General features: G+C 39.2%; 15 protein-coding genes and 1 pseudogene. 8 read left to right on the top strand and 8 right to left on the bottom strand.

Annotated features, from left to right (window positions below; genetic code table 11):
• Nucleotides 1-139: 139 nt before the first annotated feature.
• Nucleotides 140-1330, bottom strand: coding sequence for an MFS transporter (locus tag FFM59_RS07200; RefSeq protein WP_137602363.1), 1191 nt, complete (start codon nucleotides 1328-1330; stop codon nucleotides 140-142).
• A gap of 224 nt (nucleotides 1331-1554) precedes the next feature.
• On the opposite strand from FFM59_RS07200, the gene FFM59_RS07195 reads away from it, so the two are divergent.
• Complete coding sequence (locus FFM59_RS07195) at nucleotides 1555-2337, top strand: (S)-acetoin forming diacetyl reductase (protein WP_137602362.1); 783 nt, start codon at nucleotides 1555-1557, stop codon at nucleotides 2335-2337.
• A gap of 520 nt (nucleotides 2338-2857) precedes the next feature.
• Here FFM59_RS07195 and FFM59_RS07190 read toward each other — a convergent pair.
• The 4 genes from FFM59_RS07190 to FFM59_RS07175 all read right to left on the bottom strand — a co-directional run bounded on the left by FFM59_RS07190 (nucleotide 2858) and on the right by FFM59_RS07175 (nucleotide 6442).
• A complete protein-coding gene (locus FFM59_RS07190) occupies nucleotides 2858-3181 on the bottom strand; it encodes a type II toxin-antitoxin system PemK/MazF family toxin (protein ID WP_137602361.1) in 324 nt (107 codons plus the stop codon).
• Nucleotides 3174-3476: a type II toxin-antitoxin system RelB/DinJ family antitoxin gene (locus FFM59_RS07185; RefSeq protein WP_137602360.1), complete on the bottom strand. Its 303-nt coding sequence runs from the start codon at nucleotides 3474-3476 to the stop codon at nucleotides 3174-3176. Before FFM59_RS07185 ends, FFM59_RS07190 begins: the two co-directional genes overlap by 8 nt.
• 178 nt (nucleotides 3477-3654) lie before the next feature.
• Nucleotides 3655-5001: an aspartate aminotransferase family protein gene (locus tag FFM59_RS07180; protein WP_137602359.1), complete on the bottom strand. Its 1347-nt coding sequence runs from the start codon at nucleotides 4999-5001 to the stop codon at nucleotides 3655-3657.
• The gene (locus FFM59_RS07175) at nucleotides 4982-6442 is read right to left on the bottom strand and encodes an APC family permease (protein WP_137602358.1); all 1461 of its coding nucleotides are present in this window, start codon (nucleotides 6440-6442) and stop codon (nucleotides 4982-4984) included. Before FFM59_RS07175 ends, FFM59_RS07180 begins: the two co-directional genes overlap by 20 nt.
• Before the next feature lie 377 nt (nucleotides 6443-6819).
• On the opposite strand from FFM59_RS07175, the gene FFM59_RS07170 reads away from it, so the two are divergent.
• Complete coding sequence (locus FFM59_RS07170; protein WP_137602357.1) at nucleotides 6820-7563, top strand: ABC transporter ATP-binding protein; 744 nt, start codon at nucleotides 6820-6822, stop codon at nucleotides 7561-7563.
• Nucleotides 7544-8002, top strand: a complete 459-nt coding sequence (locus tag FFM59_RS07165; RefSeq protein WP_225420327.1) for an ABC-2 transporter permease — start codon at nucleotides 7544-7546, stop codon at nucleotides 8000-8002. The genes FFM59_RS07170 and FFM59_RS07165 overlap by 20 nt, the downstream gene beginning before the upstream one ends.
• Nucleotides 8003-8301: 299 nt before the next feature.
• On the opposite strand, the gene FFM59_RS07160 is transcribed toward FFM59_RS07165, so the two are convergent.
• Nucleotides 8302-8937, bottom strand: coding sequence for a copper homeostasis protein CutC (locus FFM59_RS07160; RefSeq protein ID WP_137602356.1), 636 nt, complete (start codon nucleotides 8935-8937; stop codon nucleotides 8302-8304).
• Between the two features lie 169 nt (nucleotides 8938-9106).
• Between FFM59_RS07160 and FFM59_RS07155 the strand changes: the two genes are divergently transcribed.
• The 4 genes and pseudogenes from FFM59_RS07155 to FFM59_RS07140 all read left to right on the top strand — a co-directional run bounded on the left by FFM59_RS07155 (nucleotide 9107) and on the right by FFM59_RS07140 (nucleotide 10997).
• Nucleotides 9107-9670, top strand: a complete 564-nt coding sequence (locus FFM59_RS07155) for a hypothetical protein (protein WP_137602355.1) — start codon at nucleotides 9107-9109, stop codon at nucleotides 9668-9670.
• Nucleotides 9671-9687: 17 nt separating this feature from the next.
• Nucleotides 9688-10059, top strand: a complete 372-nt coding sequence (locus FFM59_RS07150) for a pyridoxamine 5'-phosphate oxidase family protein (protein ID WP_137602354.1) — start codon at nucleotides 9688-9690, stop codon at nucleotides 10057-10059.
• A 16-nt stretch (nucleotides 10060-10075) separates the two neighbouring features.
• The gene (locus FFM59_RS07145; protein ID WP_137602353.1) at nucleotides 10076-10543 is read left to right on the top strand and encodes a Dps family protein; all 468 of its coding nucleotides are present in this window, start codon (nucleotides 10076-10078) and stop codon (nucleotides 10541-10543) included.
• A gap of 109 nt (nucleotides 10544-10652) precedes the next feature.
• A pseudogene (locus tag FFM59_RS07140) lies at nucleotides 10653-10997 on the top strand (DUF2200 family protein).
• A 74-nt stretch (nucleotides 10998-11071) separates the two neighbouring features.
• Here the strand turns inward: FFM59_RS07140 and FFM59_RS07135 are convergent.
• Nucleotides 11072-15403, bottom strand: a complete 4332-nt coding sequence (locus FFM59_RS07135) for a 2-hydroxyacyl-CoA dehydratase (protein ID WP_137602352.1) — start codon at nucleotides 15401-15403, stop codon at nucleotides 11072-11074.
• Nucleotides 15404-15673: 270 nt separating this feature from the next.
• On the opposite strand from FFM59_RS07135, the gene FFM59_RS07130 reads away from it, so the two are divergent.
• Nucleotides 15674-16285: a TetR/AcrR family transcriptional regulator gene (locus FFM59_RS07130; RefSeq protein ID WP_137602351.1), complete on the top strand. Its 612-nt coding sequence runs from the start codon at nucleotides 15674-15676 to the stop codon at nucleotides 16283-16285.
• Nucleotides 16286-16350: 65 nt separating this feature from the next.
• Here the strand turns inward: FFM59_RS07130 and FFM59_RS07125 are convergent, their stop codons facing one another.
• A complete protein-coding gene (locus FFM59_RS07125; protein WP_170175958.1) occupies nucleotides 16351-17358 on the bottom strand; it encodes a DUF4767 domain-containing protein in 1008 nt (335 codons plus the stop codon).
• Between the last annotated feature and the right edge of the window lie 180 nt (nucleotides 17359-17538).

Below are 17538 nucleotides of genomic sequence, written 5' to 3'. Positions count from 1 at the left end.
TTGATAATAGAAAATGGCACCAGTATAAATTCACAAAGTGAATCTCTATCAGTACCAAATATTGTAGAACCAGATATGCAAAAACCGTAAACTCAATTTTGAGTTTACGGTTTTTTTAACTTCTTTACTTTCATTATTCCTAATCGACTTTGACTTCACCGCTACTGACATTCTTAATAAAGAACGCGATGATGAATGACAGCATCATGAAGACGATAACGACTAAATATGGTAAATGATAATTCATGTCGAGCAATGCCCCTGAAATCAAAGGCCCAATGACGTTCCCGACACTAGTTAAGGACATATTCATCCCATTAATCAAACCTTGATCTGAAGTACTCATTTTAGTCAGCAATGTTGTAATTGCTGGACGCAAAATATCATATGCTGTGAAAACAATCAACGTTGCAATCACAACTTCCCACTTGGAGTGGGCAAGAATAATCCACGCAATTCCAATAATGCTAAGGAAGAAACAGTAACGGATAATGCGAGCTTCTTTCAACCAAACCACTAGTCGATCAAAGAAAACAACTTGCATAATAATTGAAATGACTCCGTTCAATGTTAACACTAAAGCAATATTGCTCATCGTAAACTTAAAGACTTCATTGACGTATAAACTATAGATACTTTCAAATCCTTGGAGTCCGAATGCGGATACTAAAATCATAGCAAATAGGACAATCATTGGTACTGACATTGTTTTCAAGAAAACACTAACTGGTTTATGTTCTTCCACACGAGCTGAATCTTCGTGGCTGTCCATCTTGCCATCGTTAGGCAAGAACATCCAAAGAGAAATGGTTCCTAATAATCCCAGTAATGCAGATAGCCAGAATGGCGATTTAAGGCTGATATTAGCTAAAATACCACCAATCCCTGGTCCTAAGATAAGTCCGGCACTAAATGCTGCAGAGAGCCAGCCAATCACTTTGGCACGTTCTCGTTTGGTCGTAATATCGGCCGCCAATGCCATTGAAGTTGGCACGTACATTGCTGCGGATAATCCCCCAACTGCACGAGAGATGTCGAACATCACCAGATTGTTAGTAATGGCAAACAAGATTTCTGACAGCATGTATAGGAATAGTCCTGCTACCAAAATATTTTTTCGGCCCAATTTATCTGAAATTCGACCAACGATTGGTGAAGCAATGAATTGAACCAACGCAAATAACGAGGTCATCACACCCATATCGAACGCCGTTAAATGTAGGCTGGTTTTCAAGAATGGCATCACCGGTATCACCAAACTAATTCCCAGACAGATTAAAAATTCACTGATGAGCAACACAAAGATAGCTCGTTTCGTTTGTTTCTTCATTTCTTCACCTCATTTTGTAATTTTGAACACGTATTGGCTAGTTTATCAAAAAAAGCTAACAAATGTCCACCCTAAAAGGATTAGATGAAATTTTAATGAGCAAATACTATTAATTATCCTAAATTGCTTTATATTCCTTAAAAGAATGACCTTTTGTTTGTTTCCCACACCATATCATGGTTTAATGTAAGCGTATACAAAATAATTGGATTGGAGCGTTTATTATGACAGAATTAAATGGAAAAGTTGCATTCGTAACCGGTGGAGCACAAGGTATCGGGGAAGCAATTTCCAAACGACTTTCAAATGACGGTTTTGCAATTGCTGTCGCTGATTTAAATGTTGAAAATGCATCTAAAGTGGCAACAGAAATTACCAACAATGGAGGAAAAGCTATCAGTGTCCAATTGGACGTTGCTGACCGTGATGCCTTCTTTGCTGCAATCAAACAAGCAGTTGATCAACTAGGACGTCTCGATGTCCTCGTTAACAATGCAGGTCTTGGACCTACAACACCACTTGATACCATTACCCCAGAACAATTCGACAAAGTTTATCACGTTAACGTTGCCGGTGACATTTGGGGCATGCAAGCTGCTATTGAACAATTCTTGAAACAAGGCAATGGTGGTAAAATTATCAACGCTACTTCTCAAGCTGGAGTTGTTGGTAATCCAAACTTGACCCTTTACAGTGGAACAAAATTCGCTGTTCGTGGTATCACTCAAGTTGTTGCGCGTGACTACGCAGAACAAGGCATCACCGTTAATGCCTACGCTCCAGGGATCGTTAAAACTCCAATGATGTTTGATATCGCTCATCAGGTTGGTAAAAATGCTGGCAAAGATGACGAATGGGGTATGCAAACATTTGCCAAAGATATCGCAATGAAACGCTTATCCGAACCAGAAGATGTTGCAGCTGGCGTATCATTCTTAGCTGGCCCAGACTCAAATTACATCACTGGCCAAACTCTCGAAGTTGATGGCGGAATGCAATTCCATTAAAAATAAGAATGTGAACTTCATCGGGAGCAACTGAGCTTCTAACGAATAAAATCACTGGATGATTCTGAACTTTGAATCGTCTGGTGATTTTTAAGTTAGGTGAAGTTGCTAATGAAGTGAACGTGACTAAAAGAATGTGACAAACATCGGTTAGTCGATGAGTAATAACAAGAAATACGAGTTAACTCGCTTTATGAGTTAATTCGTATTTTTAGTTATACGGAATCGATTGATGTTGGGAACGTGAATAAGAATGTGAACTTCATCGGGAGCAACTGAGCTTCTAACGAATAAAATCACTGGATGATTCTGAACTTTGAATCGTCTGGTGATTTTTAAGTTAGGTGAAGTTGCTGATGAAGTGAACGTGACTAAAGAATGTGACTACCATAAGATTCGAACCAGTACTTTTTTGGATTATTCTCTAAATATATGGAAAGTTATCGTCACTTTTATATAATCAACTTGATTTAGATTTCTAGGTTACCAAATATCACATACTTACAATTAAATATTCACTTTAAGATTGTTTCGTAATTATTAGCATTAATTCATGTAAATCATGGTCTGATAATCTACCAACATAATTCAGTGAAGTTGAAACGATTGGTAAATAATAAGGCCTGATTGTGTCAATCCAAGATAGTCTCTGAAGTCCTGTTTGTTTCCAATCTGAAATTTTTAGATATTTATTTTTTATCCAATCAGACTTGTTGTCGTATTTCGTTGTGATTCGATAAACAACGTAGTTTGTTTCAGTTTGCCGTATTACTAAGACTGGGCGCCGTTTACCATCACTTCGATTAGTGAAATTTACATATGCCCAAAAGATCTCATCATACATCAGATTCACCAAATGGATCATCAGTCTCATCATCAAAGAAAGCGTCGATTTTTTCATCACTGTCAATAGTAACTGCAGGAACATCATAGCTCGCCTTGATAATAGCTGCCGTATCCAAGTCGCGTTGTGAAACTTTTAAACTCACAGGGATTTCACCAGTACGTTCGATTTCCGCATAGACCATCGTCATTATTGTTGAAGGAGTCAGCCCCGCTTTCTTAATAATATAATCTACAGATTCCGCCGTTCCTTTGTCAATTGTATATTGTACGCGCTTTTTAACCATCTCTGTCATCTTTAACTACCTCCAAATCGTCATTCCATTAGTAACCACATTATACCACCTTGTGGCTATTGGTGCCAAAATCATGATTATGAATTAATCTAACTAAAATAACGTACATTCCAAAAATCAGGAATCTACGTTATTTTTTGATATTAATCAGAAACCGTCTAGTCCCTGACCCTTATTCTTACCAACCAATTTCATCCGCATTATCTGGCAAACTCAGTTTACCTTGAGATAATTCTTCGAAAGCTTGGTCAAAAATTTTAAATGTTTTATTTAATTGTTCTTCAGTAATCACCAATGGTGGTTGGAAGCGAAGCACGTTTCCACGTAAACTAATGATAATTGCACCAAGTTCAAAGACTCGATAAATTAGCTTAGTTGTAGCTTCATCATCGCCTTTACCGGTTTTTGGATCAATAATATCAATCCCACCGTCCAAGCCATACATCCGGACATCCCCGATAAAGTCATACTTCTTCTTTGCATTTTCAAAGTAGTCTTTAGCGATGGCGCCCAATTTAGCTGAGCGGTCAAGCAAATGTTCATCTTCAATCACGTCCAGAGTTGCGGCTGCAGCTGCGGTTGTGACTGGGTTACCAGCAGTCGTAAAGACATGCGCTGGTGATCCTAATGAGTTCATAATTTCAGCTCGGCCCATGACCGCGCTCAATGGTAAACCAGAGGCCAGTGATTTCCCAACTGACATCAAATCAGGTTCAATACCAAAGTGCTCAATTGACCACCACTTACCAGTTCGTCCCATTCCTTGGTTAACTTCATCGACGGCAAACAAGATGCCGTTTGCCTTGGCAAAGTCATACACTTTATGAATGTATGCATCTGGAGCTTTGACAATTCCACCATCACCTTGAATTGGTTCAATCAAGATGACCGCAACCTCTTCAGCAGGTAAATAAGTTTCAAATGGTAATTTAAATGCTGCAAACATGCGATCAACGAACGCATCTTCACTTTCGCCATCTAACCGTTGCCATGGATCTGGATATGGTACTTTCACCACGCCTGGCAACAATGGACCAATTTTACGACTCATGTTCAAACTAACCGCCGAAACTGAAATTGAACCATAAGTTGAGCCATGATAAGCACCAGTAAAGCTAACCACATTTTGCCGACCCGTATATGCGCGAGCAAATTTAATGATGGCATCATTGGCATCAGAGCCAGAGTTACCCCAGGCTAACGCCACATCACCACTAATTGGTGCTAGAGCAGTTAACCGTGGTGCCAACGCAGCTTCCGGAGCACTCGCAAAGTAAGCTGGCGTATATTGAATCAATTTAGCTGCCTGGTCTTGAATGGCTTTTACGATATGTGGATGGGAGTGGCCGGTGTTAGTCGCAGACGCACTGGCCAAAAGGTCAATATATGTGCGGCCATCAGCATCAGTAATTTCAGCTCCTGATCCACTTTCGATAACAATATTATAATATTTAACTCGTGCAGCTTTAGAGAATGCTGGTGATTCCTCAGCTAATAATTGTTGATTATTTTTGTGTTGATCCATTATCTGCACCTTCTTTCTGTGTTGAAAGATATGAATGGTTTGCACCATAAGCGAAATAAATAACTAATCCAACTAAGAACCAAATTCCTGCGTAAATCTTAGCATCATTACCAAGTCCCCAGAACACAACTAATGAACCAATGAATCCTAAGGCTGGCATGACTGGGTAAAATGGCATCTTGAAGCCTGGTTCGGGAATATCCTTACCTTCACGTTGGCGTAGTTGGTAAATTCCCAACGAAACGAACATAAAGGCAATTAAGGTCCCGGCCGAAATCAATTGAGCCAAGAATGCGAATGGGAATAATGAACCAATCACAACCCCAATAATTGTCAAAACAAGTAAAGCATGGTTAGGACGTTGTTTGCCATCTAATTTGCCAAGCCATTTTGGTAACATACCATCACGACCGAATGAGTATAGCAAACGTGAGCCGGCCAGAGTCATACCAATTAAGGCCGTAAACATCCCCAACACAGAAATTGATTGTACAACAGCTGCGACCACTGGGTGACCACTATGACGCAATGCCCAACCAACAGGTTCAGCGTTACCAGCGTAGTCTGAATAATGGAACATTCCGACTAAGACAAGTGAAACCGCCACGAATAAGACTACGGCAATCCCTAATGATCCCAAAATCCCACGAGGCATTGTCTTTGAAGGATTTTTGGCTTCTGCTGAGTTAGCAGCGATTGAATCAAAGCCAATATAAGCTAAGAAAATTTCTGAAACCCCAGCGTAGATTCCTTGCCAACCACCAAATGCACCAGCACTAGTTTCACGATATGCAGGAATAAATGGGACATAATTACTAGCTCTAATAGCGGTTGCTCCGACAATCAAGAACAAGATAATCGCACAAACTTTTAAAACAACTAAGGCATTTTCAATTCTAGCAGCGGAACTAACGCCACGAGAAAGTAATAAAGCCACCAAGATAATTGCGACGGCAGCCACAATATCTATTACACCGCCATCCGTACCAAATGCATTTGAGAGCGCCTTTGGAAAGTTAATGCCTAATGGTGCAATCAAGCCCCTAAAGTTCGCCGATAATCCAGAACCCACGAAAGCCACAGCAATAAAGTACTCTGCTAGTAATGCCCAACCGGCAATCCAGCCAAAAAATTCACCAAAAATAACGTTAATCCAAGAATAAGCTGAACCGGCAAAAGGCATTGCCGACGCCATTTCTGCATACGCAAAGGCGACTAACCCAGCGACAATCGCAGCCACCAAGAATGATAATGCTACGGCTGGACCAGCGTGTTGCGCAGCCACAACCCCTGGTAAAGTAAAAATCGCGGTTGAAACGATTGTCCCAACTCCTAGCGCAATAAAGTCACGCACACGTAGCGAACGTACCAAATGAGAATCTTTTGTTTCATACACTGAAGGATCTTCTTTACGGAAAATCTTTTCTTTCAAGCTAGCCATGTTATTCCTCCTGTTGAATAAGTCGATGGGCGAAAAGTTATGTTTATAATTGCATTACCGGTATATGTACTTGCCCATTAAATTAAAATCCGATTAATACATTCTAACAAATTGATGTTAAATGTCAACGTGAGCTTGTTAGAAATAACTAATTTATTCCCAACTATCTGTATAGTTTAGCTATTGCATTTAATTTCATTTTATTCTCATTTTTCGATTTATTCCAATTATCTTTTATCAATTTGGTCAATTTATCCTCACCTTTTAAATCTATCGATAGGTTTTAAAATCACATACCTGGTTCGCTTACCGCAAAAGCTTGATTTGAGCTATAATGAAATCGGATACATACATAGACTTACGAGGAGGAGTAATCTATGCCACCAGCAATTAGTGTTCAAGCATTATCAAAAACCTATCCCAAATTCAAACTAAATAATATTTCATTTGAGCTTGAGCCCGGAACCATCATGGGGTTAATTGGCCGGAATGGGGCCGGAAAGACGACCATCTTAAAATCAATTCTCAATTTGGTTCATCCGAATGCTGGCGAAATCACTTATTTTGGACAGAGTCTGATTGATAACGAAATGGACATCAAGCAACGAATTGGCTTTGCGGCTGGTTCCATCAATTACTATCCCAAGAAAAAAATTAACCATATCATCGAGGTCACGAAGCAATTTTATTCCAACTGGGATGATGTGACCTATCGTCATTACCTTAACGTCTTCTCATTAGATGAACAAAAGACTCCTTCTGAACTTTCGGAAGGTATGAAGGTCAAGCTTAATTTAACCATCGCCTTATCACACAACGCCGACTTACTCATTCTTGATGAGCCGATCAGCGGACTCGATCCAGTTTCGCGGGTGGAATTGCTGGATGTCTTTGGCTATTTAAAAGGCCAAGGCAAATCAATTCTTTTCTCCACGCATATTACTTCTGACTTAGACAAATTTGCTGATTCGATTACCTATATCCACGCTGGCAAATTAGTGACCTCCGATAACCTGAAAAACTTTTTACAAACCGCTGCTAGCCAAAACTTAGGCAATAATTTAGAAGAAATCATGGTTAACTATGAAACGGAGGATTTTCATGAAAAACTTACTCATTAAAGAAATTCAGTTAACTTCCATGCCAATCACCTTCATCTTCTTACTGTTTGCCTTCATGACCCTAATTCCAGGCTACCCGATTCTTATGGGCGCATTTTTCATCTGTCTAGGTATCTTCTTTTCTTTTCAAAATGGCAGAGAAACTAACGATATCTTGTATACTGTTCTATTGCCCATCAGGAAAAGCGACGTGGTAACTGCTAAATATTTATTTACCATTTTTATTCAACTAATTGCTTTTGTATTAATGTTGGCACTAACTGTGTTCAGAATGAGTTTATGGAATTCTACTGGCGTGTACGTGCAAAACGCGATGATGAATGCCACACCAATTTATTTAGCATTGGTATTATTGATTTTCGCTGGATTTAACGTGATCTTCTTAGGTGGTTTCTTTAAAACCGCTTATGGCATTGGCAAACCATTTTTACTTTTTTAAATTTATACCATCGTACTAGTCAGTTTCGGTGAAACACTTCATCATCTTCCTGGATTAGCCTTTGTTAATAGCGGCTCCGAACACATTGGTATCCAGTGGCTTTGTTGTCTAATCGCCCTGCTACTCTTGATTTTTTTCACTCTGATGTCATACCGAAAAGCTCAACAAAAATTCGAACAAATCGATTTATAAAAAGTAACGTGGCATAGTCCTCATAATCTGGCTTATGGAACTAATGTAAAAAACAGTTAATATCAAAACAAAGGAGTCGGTGAATTTATCACGACTCCTTTGTTTTATTAAATTTTAACAATCTTAGTCCCGTGAACTTCTTGAACCTCGAGGGTGTTAACCACTTGATTAACATTTTCATAATTCACGCCACCACCCGGCATGATAGTAATCCGGTTATCAGCATACTCAATTAAATCTTTTAAATGTTGAAAATTATCTGTGATGCTAGTATTTTTGGTGCCACCATGAGTTAAAATACGTGAAACACCATGATCCACCAACCAATCAATGGCCTTAAATTGTCGATCAGTCGCAATTTCATCAAAGGCCATGTGGAAAGTAATTTCCATCTCAGCGGCTGCGTCCATCAACAATTCCAATTTAGGTTCATCCAGCCAATTATCAGCATCCAAGCAACCTAATACAATGCCCCGTGCCCCCAATTGTTTTGCCTGGGCAATATCGTTGAGCATAATATTAAATTCAGCCACATTATAGGCAAAATTTCCACCACGTGGGCGAATGATTGTCATAACTGGCGTATCCGTCTCGTTAGCATATTCGATTGTCGCACGAATAACTCCAAAACTTGGAGTTGTCCCACCAACCGCCAAATTATCACAAAGTTCAATTCTATCAGCACCATTTTGAATGGCGTTTGGAATATCTGTAAAATTTTCAGCACAAAATTCTTTAATCACAAGCGATTCTCCTCATTATATATTCTCTCGATGATGCAATTGTAGCACGAATACACAATTAAAAAATGAACATCGTTTGTCTATTTCTTGATATCTATCAATTTAATCAAAACTAATCATTGCTAAACTAGGCAAGTAACATGTTGAAATTAGAATGGAGGAAATTAGCATGACTAAATATAGAGCTGACCTTACCGCACTAAATGGCGACCAAATTGGGACCCATGCACATGGCTATGTCGAATTTGAACACATCGCTAACAATTTGCACATTACACTCGAAATGTTTGATACACCGGCCAATATTCAACATTGGGAACATTTCCACGGATTCCCAGATGGTCAAGATGCGACTGTTCCAACTTTGGCACAAGATAGTAATCATGATGGTTGGATTGATTTACCAGAAACAGAAGCTGTCTCCGGTACAACGATGGTGCCTCTAGACGGGGCTCCACACCACATGCACATTCCTAACGATAATTACCCAGTAGCAAATGAGGATGGCTATTATAGCTATCAAAAGGACGTTCCTTACGACCAACTACAAGCTAAATTTAAAGAAGTTTTCAATGATCAAGATTTACAATTAGATAAGCGCGTTGTTTATATCCACGGCATTCCAAATGATTTTGAACTACCAGTAACAGTTGGTGGCAAGCTAAATGACAAATACGAACAGCACGTCACTTTACCCATCGCTGCCGGTAAAATCAAAAAAATTGAAGATTAATTGAAGAGAAAAACAATATGAATGAAAAATTTTTAGAAGTCATGAATCACGAAGGTCCAGCAACTATTATTACTATCAACGGCAATCCCGCTAGTGTCGTTAGTACTTGGATGTCTTATATTCAAATTGATCAAGAAAATGAATTGCTCTACATCCCCGCTGCCGGCATGCACAGTATTGAAAATGATTTCAGTTCGGACAATACAGTGCTCGTTACCACTGGTACTAAAGAAGTCGAAGGCACTAATGGACCTGGTGCTGGGTTTTATATCAGTGGAAAAGGAACATTTTTGGAAGATGGCGAAGAGTATCTCAAAATGAAGAAAGCGTTTCCTTGGATTCGTAAGGTATTAAAGGTTAATATTGATACTGTAGAACAGAAAATTTGAAATGGAGGATTTTTTTATGAAGTACGAAAAGACAAATCAAGTTCTAAATCAATTAGTAGCTGATCTCAGTCAACTGGCAATGATCGTTCACCAAACCCACTGGTATATGCGTGGCACCAATTTTTTAAAGTTACATCCACTGATGGATGAATGGATGGACGACTTAAATGACCAACTGGATGAAATTTCAGAACGGTTAATCACCCTTGATGGTGCTCCCTACTCCACTCTTGGTGAAATGGCTGAACATACTGGAATTAGTGATCAAGAAGGCAGTTTCGACTTATCAACCCCAGAACGTCTCACCATTTTAGCAAAAGACTACCGTTATTTGGCCGACGTTTATCAACATGGTATTGAAGTGAGCGACGAAGAAAAAGACTTCAGTACACAAGACATTTTCATTGGTTTTAAAACCGCCACTGAAAAACGGCTTTGGATGATCCAAGCCGAATTAGGCCAAGCACCTGAAATTAATAAATAAATCAGCAAAGCTAATCTTGTTTGTAAGATTAGCTTTTTATTTGTCATCAATCCTTTAACTTTGGTACACTTCAAGCAAATCTAATTACTAAATACGAGGAGCTGATACCTTGGCAAGTCCAAAAATATTTGACTTAACAACCGCAAAATTATACCAATTGTATTTAAATAAAGTGCTTCGTAAAGATCACACTGAAGAAGAACTAGATCAGATTTTAGTCTGGTTATGAGATGACAATATCGATATGAGTGATTTTAAGCAATCCAATATGACACTTAGAGAGTTGATTGGCAGCACACCCATCAATTCAAATACCTCTCTGATTAAAGGTGTGGTTTGTGGTGTTCGCATTGAAGATATTGAAGATCACGATATGCAAGTTTTGCGCTACATGGACAAGCTTGTGGACGAACTGGCCAAAGGTAAGAAAATGGCCAGCATCATTCGCACTTAATATTAATAAATACCAGCAGAAAAAGTAGGAAATCACGAATTTGTGATTTCCTACTTTTAGTTTTCTTATTACACCTAACTTAAACTTAGCCCGTTTACTTTGTCCTTCTTTGTTAGTGCTCGCTGACTTTCGCTTTGCTCAGCAGCTTGTTTCTTCATGTTCTTTTCCGCCGTTGCAAGCATAAGGCGGATACGATTGAGTTGGTTAACGATAGAAGTACCGGGATCATAATCGATTGGGGCAATATTAGCACCAGGGAATTGATGACGAAGTTCTTTGACCATCCCCTTACCGACAATATGATTTGGTAAGCAGCCAAATGGTTGCATACAGATAATATTAGGAACGTCATTCTTCAACAATTCAATCATTTCACCGGTTAAGAACCAACCTTCACCCGTTTGATTACCAAGTGACAAAATCTTGCTGGCATCATCAGCAACTTCTTTAATACCTTCCATGCCATCAAAACGGTTCGAAGCAGTTAATGCCTTTTGCATTGGTTGTTCACACCATTCGATAATCTTTAAGGCAGTTTCAGCAAAAATCCGTGCTTTCGCTGATGCACCAAGTTTTTGATATTTGTAAATTTGATTGTAAAGTGAATAGTTCATGAAGCCGACAATATCAGGAACGACTGCTTCGGCGCCTTCATTTTCCAACAAGTGGACAATATCGTTATTGGCAATTGGTGAGTACTTAACTAAGATCTCGCCAACTAACCCAACTTTAGGTTTCACGGTTTCATTCAATGGTACGGTGTCGAAATCTTTAACAATCTGCTTAACGTTCTTCTTAAATTCAGAAAAGCTTCCTTTTTCAACACTAGGACGGACTAATTGAAGCCAGTCTTCATGCATCTTATCAATTGTGCCGGGTTCTTTTTCATATGGACGAGTCCGATAAACCACTTTTTCAAATAGGTCACCATACAAGAACCCAATTGCTACTCGTTTCAACAATGGCAAGGTCATCTTAAATCCTGAAGTATTTTCAACTCCTTGATTTCCCATCGACATTGATACCACTGGTACTTGTGAGAAGCCAGCATCTTTAAGTGCTTTTCTAATTAGTGGAATGTAGTTGGTAGCCCGACAGCCACCACCAGTTTGAGTCATCATGACGGCAGTCTTGTCTAAGTCATACTTACCACTTTGTAATGCTTCCAACATTTGACCAATTGAAATGATGGCTGGATAACAGGCATCATTATTTACAAATTTTTGACCAACATCAATTGCTTTGTGATCTTCCATTGGTAAATTAACCACGTTGTAGCCAGATGCTTGCAAGGCCACATCGACCAATCCATGCTGATGAACTGGTGACATCATTGGCATCAAAAGTGTGTATCCTTCTTGTTTCATTTCTGGGGTGAAACTAACCGGCTGATCCAATTCATGTTGTTTTTCAGGTAATACGTGTAACTTATTCCGCTCTGCCACGGCTGCTTTCAGGGAACGAAGGCGAATCTTAACGGCCCCCATGTTAGTTCCTTCATCAATCTTCAAAACCGTGTATAGACGGTTATATTGTTCCATAATTTCTTCAATTTGATCCGTATCAATCGCATCCAAACCACATCCAAAGGAGTTCATTTGAACAAATTCCAATTGAGGATTTTTAGCTGCAATTCGAGCGGCCGCATAAAGGCGTGAATGATAAACCCATTGGTTAACCACACGAAGTCCTTTAACATCTCCTAAATGCGCAATTGAATCTTCCGTCAATACATGGAAACCTTCGGCAGTCATCAACTGTGAAATCCCGTGATTGATTTGTGGATCCAAATGATAAGGGCGTCCAGCAAGGACAATTCCTTTTTCATTAGTGTCGTGAAGCATCCGCATCACATCTTCGCCACGATTACGGATTTTTAATTTGAAGTTTTCGAGTTCAGCATATCCGGCATCCAGGCCTTCGACGATTTCTTTTTTGGTCACACCGAGATGCTTAAAGGCATCATACAAATTGTTGGCAGTTGATTTTTTATCCGCTAAGTTGATGTATGGGTCGATATAATCAATTTCGCCATTACGAATTTCATCGACGTTATTTTTAATTACATCTGGATATGACTGCACAATTGGACAATTAAAATGATTTTGCGCGTCCTTATTTTCACTTACTTCGTAAACAACGGCCGGATAGAAAATGCGCTCATAACCATCTTCAATTAATTTAGCAATATGGCCATGGACTTGTTTAGCTGGATAACAAACCGTATCACTAGGAATCGTTTCCATGCCCTTTTCGTATTGAGCTTCATTACCTTTATGCGATAATTCTGCACGAATCCCGATATGATTAAAGAATGTTTGCCACAATGGATAATTTTCATACATGTTCAAAACTCGTGGTAAGCCAATCCGGCCATGAACCGCTTGCTTTTTCTTCAATGGACGATAGCTAAACAATAGCTTGTATTTTTCTTCAACTAAATTAATCTTACCGTTATCTTTATGGGTGCGTAATTTCAAGCCACGTTCTTCACCGCGTTCACAACGATTTCCAGTCACAAATCGACGACCATCGTTAAAGACAGTGATGGTTAAGGCACAGTTATTTTCACAACCACCACAATGCATGTATTCCTTGGTGGCACTCAAATTATCCATTTGTTCAGGATGAAGTAAGGTAGTTTCATCCCCGGCTTGATAATTTTCTTCGGCAATTAGAGCAGCGCCATATGCACCCATCAATCCAGCAATGTTAGGCCGAATGACTTCACGTCCAGAAATTTTTTCAAAGGCGCGCAAGACGGCTTCATTATAGAAAGTCCCACCTTGGCAGACAATATGTTCACCCAAGTCTTCTGGGCGTTTAATTTTAATCACTTTATAGAGCGCATTTTTAATAATCGACATCGATAAACCGGCAGCAATGTCACCAATCGATGCGCCTTCTTTTTGTACCTGTTTAACTTTTGAATTCATAAACACGGTACAACGAGACCCTAAATCAGAAGGGTATTTAGCCAATAAGGCAGCTTGAGCGAAGTCTTTGATGTCGTATTTTAATGAACTAGCAAAGGTCTCCAAAAAAGAGCCACAGCCAGATGAACAAGCTTCGTTCAATTTGATGGTCGACAGTGCATTATTTTTGATGGTCATGGCTTTCATGTCTTGACCACCAATGTCCAAAATGAAATCAACGTTGGGCTGGAAGAAATGAGCTGCTTTGTAGTGCGCAACTGTTTCAACTTCCCCGACATCAACCATTAAGGCGTTTTTAATTAAATGTTCACCATACCCAGTGACGGTGGCTTTTCCAATGCGAACGCCTTCAGGTAACTTGGCATACATATCTTTCAAAATTTGTTTAGTCTTAGCGAGTGGATCACCATCGTTACTATCGTAGTAAGTGTAAAGCAGCTTATGGTCAGTACTCATCAGGGCCACTTTGGTCGTGGTCGATCCGGCATCGATTCCTAAAAAGGCTGTCCCTTGGTAGGTACTCAAATCGCGTTCCTCGACCTGGGCTTCACCATGACGTTGACGGAATTGTTGGAGTTCTTCATCGTCAGCAAAGAGAGGTTCCAAATGGTGAGTTGGTTGCATCACCGAATGGTCCCCATTAATTAGTAAGTCTAACAACGCAGTTAAAGTCGTCGTTTTTTCATCGACCGCATACAACGCGGCACCTTTAGCGACAAATAATTGTGGATCTTCTGGAAAAATAACTTGTTCCGGTGTTAGTTTTAAAGTTTCAATAAATCGGTAACGTAATTGATCCATGAAATACAATGGACCACCTAAAAAGGCCACGTTACCCTTAATTTTATGACCAGCGGCTAAGCCAGAGATTGTCTGGTTAACAACCGCTTGAAAAATACTAGCGGCAATATCTTCTTTTCGCGCACCATCATTGATTAATGGTTGTACGTCAGTTTTGGCAAACACACCACAACGTGATGCAATTGGATAAATTTTTTCTGCATCTTGTGCCATGATATTTAAACCATTGGCATCGGTTTTGAGTAAGGTAGCCATTTGGTCAATAAAAGCACCGGTCCCACCGGCACAGCTACCGTTCATCCGTTGTTCCATGGAGGCACCAAAGAACGTAATCTTGGCATCCTCACCACCAAGTTCGATACTGACATCCGTTTCCGGAATTAGTTCTTCAACGGTTTTCGTACAGGCAATCACTTCTTGCACAAACTCAAGGTGCAATAAATTAGCTAAGCCAATGCCACCAGAACCGGTAATCGTGAATGAAATTGGTTCTTCACCATCAAGTTCGTCGATAGCTTCTTTGATAACTCGTTCACTTGCAGCTCGTACATCAGAAAAATGACGTTCGTATCTTGAAAACAACGTCTCCCGTGTATCATTATCCATCACGACTAATTTCACAGTCGTTGATCCGACATCAATGCCACCAATCAATTTTCGTCTGCTCATATTATCTCCTCGTCGCCACAATTTCGTAGCCCGTCATCCATTGCTGTGAAATAGTCCGACAACCCGACCTCGTTTTCCACAACAACACATCACATATACAACAACTTGTCTATTAAAATTATGTTTAGTGTAACCCCTTACTATTTGTGTTTCAATGAACAAAATCAGACAAAATGTAATATATTTGACGAATTACCATAATTTGTAGGTTATACCCCAAAATTTCTGGTAGAATAGTTGTAAAATTAGTTTGAAAAAGGAGTTAATCAGATGGCCAAGCATGAAGATTTACGAGTTATTCGAACAAAGAAAATGATTTATACTGCGTTTGTTAAATTAGTTAATGAGTATGGATTCGATAGCTTAACGGTCCAGCAAATTGCTGACGAAGCCATGATTAATCGGGCCACCTTTTACTCACATTTTAAAGACAAACAAGATTTATTTGACCAAATTTTTAATACAGTGCTGTCTTACTTTAATGAATTTAAGCACGCCGAAATTTTTCTTGATAAAAATACGGTTAATCTTCCAGTCTTAGAACACACGTTAGCCAATATTTTCCGCAACATCGGTAATAACCGTGAGCTATTCTTCTTGATTGCCGATAGTTCCATGCGTAATCAGTTAATCGAGCATTTGGAAACATTAGTCAGAGAAACGACGACTGGCTTTTTGGATAACCTCAAAATCACTCAAAATGATCGTATCATCCCCAAAGAATTTGTCTTTTCTTATATGACGTCTACTTTCATGGGAACTTTAAACTGGTGGCTTAAATCAGATGAAGAATTTGATCCTGAAAGTCTTGCCCACTTCATAATTCAATTAATCGAGAACAGTCATTTGACAGTCCTAGGTGTGAAACTAATTAGGGCATAAAAAATACAACTTGTTAGAGAATAGAAGCTTTCTATTTTCTAACGAGTTGTATTTTATTTATTTGATTACTCTCTATAATATGCCTCAGTTGCATAACCGCCTTGGCCACCACCCCTAATCAAGCGGTCTCGACTACTATCAGAGTCATCGGCTGCGGTCGCTTTCACCCCGGCGGGGACAATTGCAATCGGCGACATACTCATTGACTGTGGATCAAAAGTTCCGTAAATCCCTTGCATATAATCGCCAATCATATTCCCACCACCAATTACTTCAGGATACTCACTGGATTTAGAATTAGCAATCACAGCACCTTTACTCAAAGCCCAATTGGTTCCAGCTGGTTTATCCATGGTTTGATTAGTCACTTCAATTGTTTCGCCATTATCATTTTTACAAGTGCCGACTAAACTTGAAAAATTATTTGCTGCAATTTCAGTCAATGAAAGCTCACTAGATGAGGCTTTGGTCTGGCTGCTATCAGATTCACTAGATTCTGAATCTGCTGAACTTGATGACCGATACGTCGGTGTCTTACCATCAACAACTTTTTCAAAATTAGTCAACAAATCTTCATCATGGACCGTTGTCACCTTCAATTTTTCAGACGTGCTGGAAGTTTGTAAAATAGTCGGTGCATCATTATGAATGGTAAATAGGTACAAGTTCGCATTATCAACATCACTATCATAATTAGTATATTCTGCAACAATTTCATAATCTTTTGTGCCTGTACCACGCTTGGACCACTCCGCAGTGACCTCTTTATCGTTCATCGAAAAACTGGTTGTTTTTATATCTTTGGGAACCGAAATTTGATGACAATCTAATTGATGATTGCTGGTGGCTTGTTGATAACCATCGTCCCATTCATTCATGAATTTTTTTAACTTATTATCTTTACTGCTATTCCAATATTTTTTAGTCTGTTTGCTAGAAGAGATCTCACTCTCTTTACTTTGACCATTATCGTTCGAATAAAAGAGTCGATAGCCTCCTAAAGCCACCACAATCACGACAACTACTCCAATGATCCAACCAATAATTTTATTTTTTGAACTCCCTTGCTTCATACCAATTACCCCCAATAATTTAATTTCATCGCATGCTAGCAGTATATATTTTGTATCGGTCATAATATGGCCAATTATTTTACTTTTTCACACTGACAAAAATAGTGGCTGGGAAAAAACTAACCAGCTATAGAAAAATCGACCAAAAATTCTATAATTAATAGAATTTTTGGTCGGTTT

The organism is Paucilactobacillus nenjiangensis (assembly GCF_005405445.1).
Classification (GTDB): domain Bacteria; phylum Bacillota; class Bacilli; order Lactobacillales; family Lactobacillaceae; genus Paucilactobacillus; species Paucilactobacillus nenjiangensis.
The sequence above is the reverse complement of the archived record's forward strand: the minus strand, read 5'-3'. Positions and strand labels throughout refer to the sequence as shown.

Bases quoted from the DNA above. Each gene is read 5' to 3' on its own strand.
- FFM59_RS07200 (WP_137602363.1), bottom strand. From the start codon at position 1,330: ATGAAGAAACAAACGAAACGAGCTATCTTTGTGTTGCTCATCAGTGAA.
- FFM59_RS07195 (WP_137602362.1), top strand. From the start codon at position 1,555: ATGACAGAATTAAATGGAAAAGTTGCATTCGTAACCGGTGGAGCACAA.
- FFM59_RS07190 (WP_137602361.1), bottom strand. From the start codon at position 3,181: ATGTATGATGAGATCTTTTGGGCATATGTAAATTTCACTAATCGAAGT.
- FFM59_RS07185 (WP_137602360.1), bottom strand. From the start codon at position 3,476: ATGACAGAGATGGTTAAAAAGCGCGTACAATATACAATTGACAAAGGA.
- FFM59_RS07180 (WP_137602359.1), bottom strand. From the start codon at position 5,001: ATGGATCAACACAAAAATAATCAACAATTATTAGCTGAGGAATCACCA.
- FFM59_RS07175 (WP_137602358.1), bottom strand. From the start codon at position 6,442: ATGGCTAGCTTGAAAGAAAAGATTTTCCGTAAAGAAGATCCTTCAGTG.
- FFM59_RS07170 (WP_137602357.1), top strand. From the start codon at position 6,820: ATGCCACCAGCAATTAGTGTTCAAGCATTATCAAAAACCTATCCCAAA.
- FFM59_RS07165 (WP_225420327.1), top strand. From the start codon at position 7,544: ATGAAAAACTTACTCATTAAAGAAATTCAGTTAACTTCCATGCCAATC.
- FFM59_RS07155 (WP_137602355.1), top strand. From the start codon at position 9,107: ATGACTAAATATAGAGCTGACCTTACCGCACTAAATGGCGACCAAATT.
- FFM59_RS07150 (WP_137602354.1), top strand. From the start codon at position 9,688: ATGAATGAAAAATTTTTAGAAGTCATGAATCACGAAGGTCCAGCAACT.
- FFM59_RS07145 (WP_137602353.1), top strand. From the start codon at position 10,076: ATGAAGTACGAAAAGACAAATCAAGTTCTAAATCAATTAGTAGCTGAT.
- FFM59_RS07135 (WP_137602352.1), bottom strand. From the start codon at position 15,403: ATGAGCAGACGAAAATTGATTGGTGGCATTGATGTCGGATCAACGACT.
- FFM59_RS07130 (WP_137602351.1), top strand. From the start codon at position 15,674: ATGGCCAAGCATGAAGATTTACGAGTTATTCGAACAAAGAAAATGATT.
- FFM59_RS07125 (WP_170175958.1), bottom strand. From the start codon at position 17,358: ATGAAGCAAGGGAGTTCAAAAAATAAAATTATTGGTTGGATCATTGGA.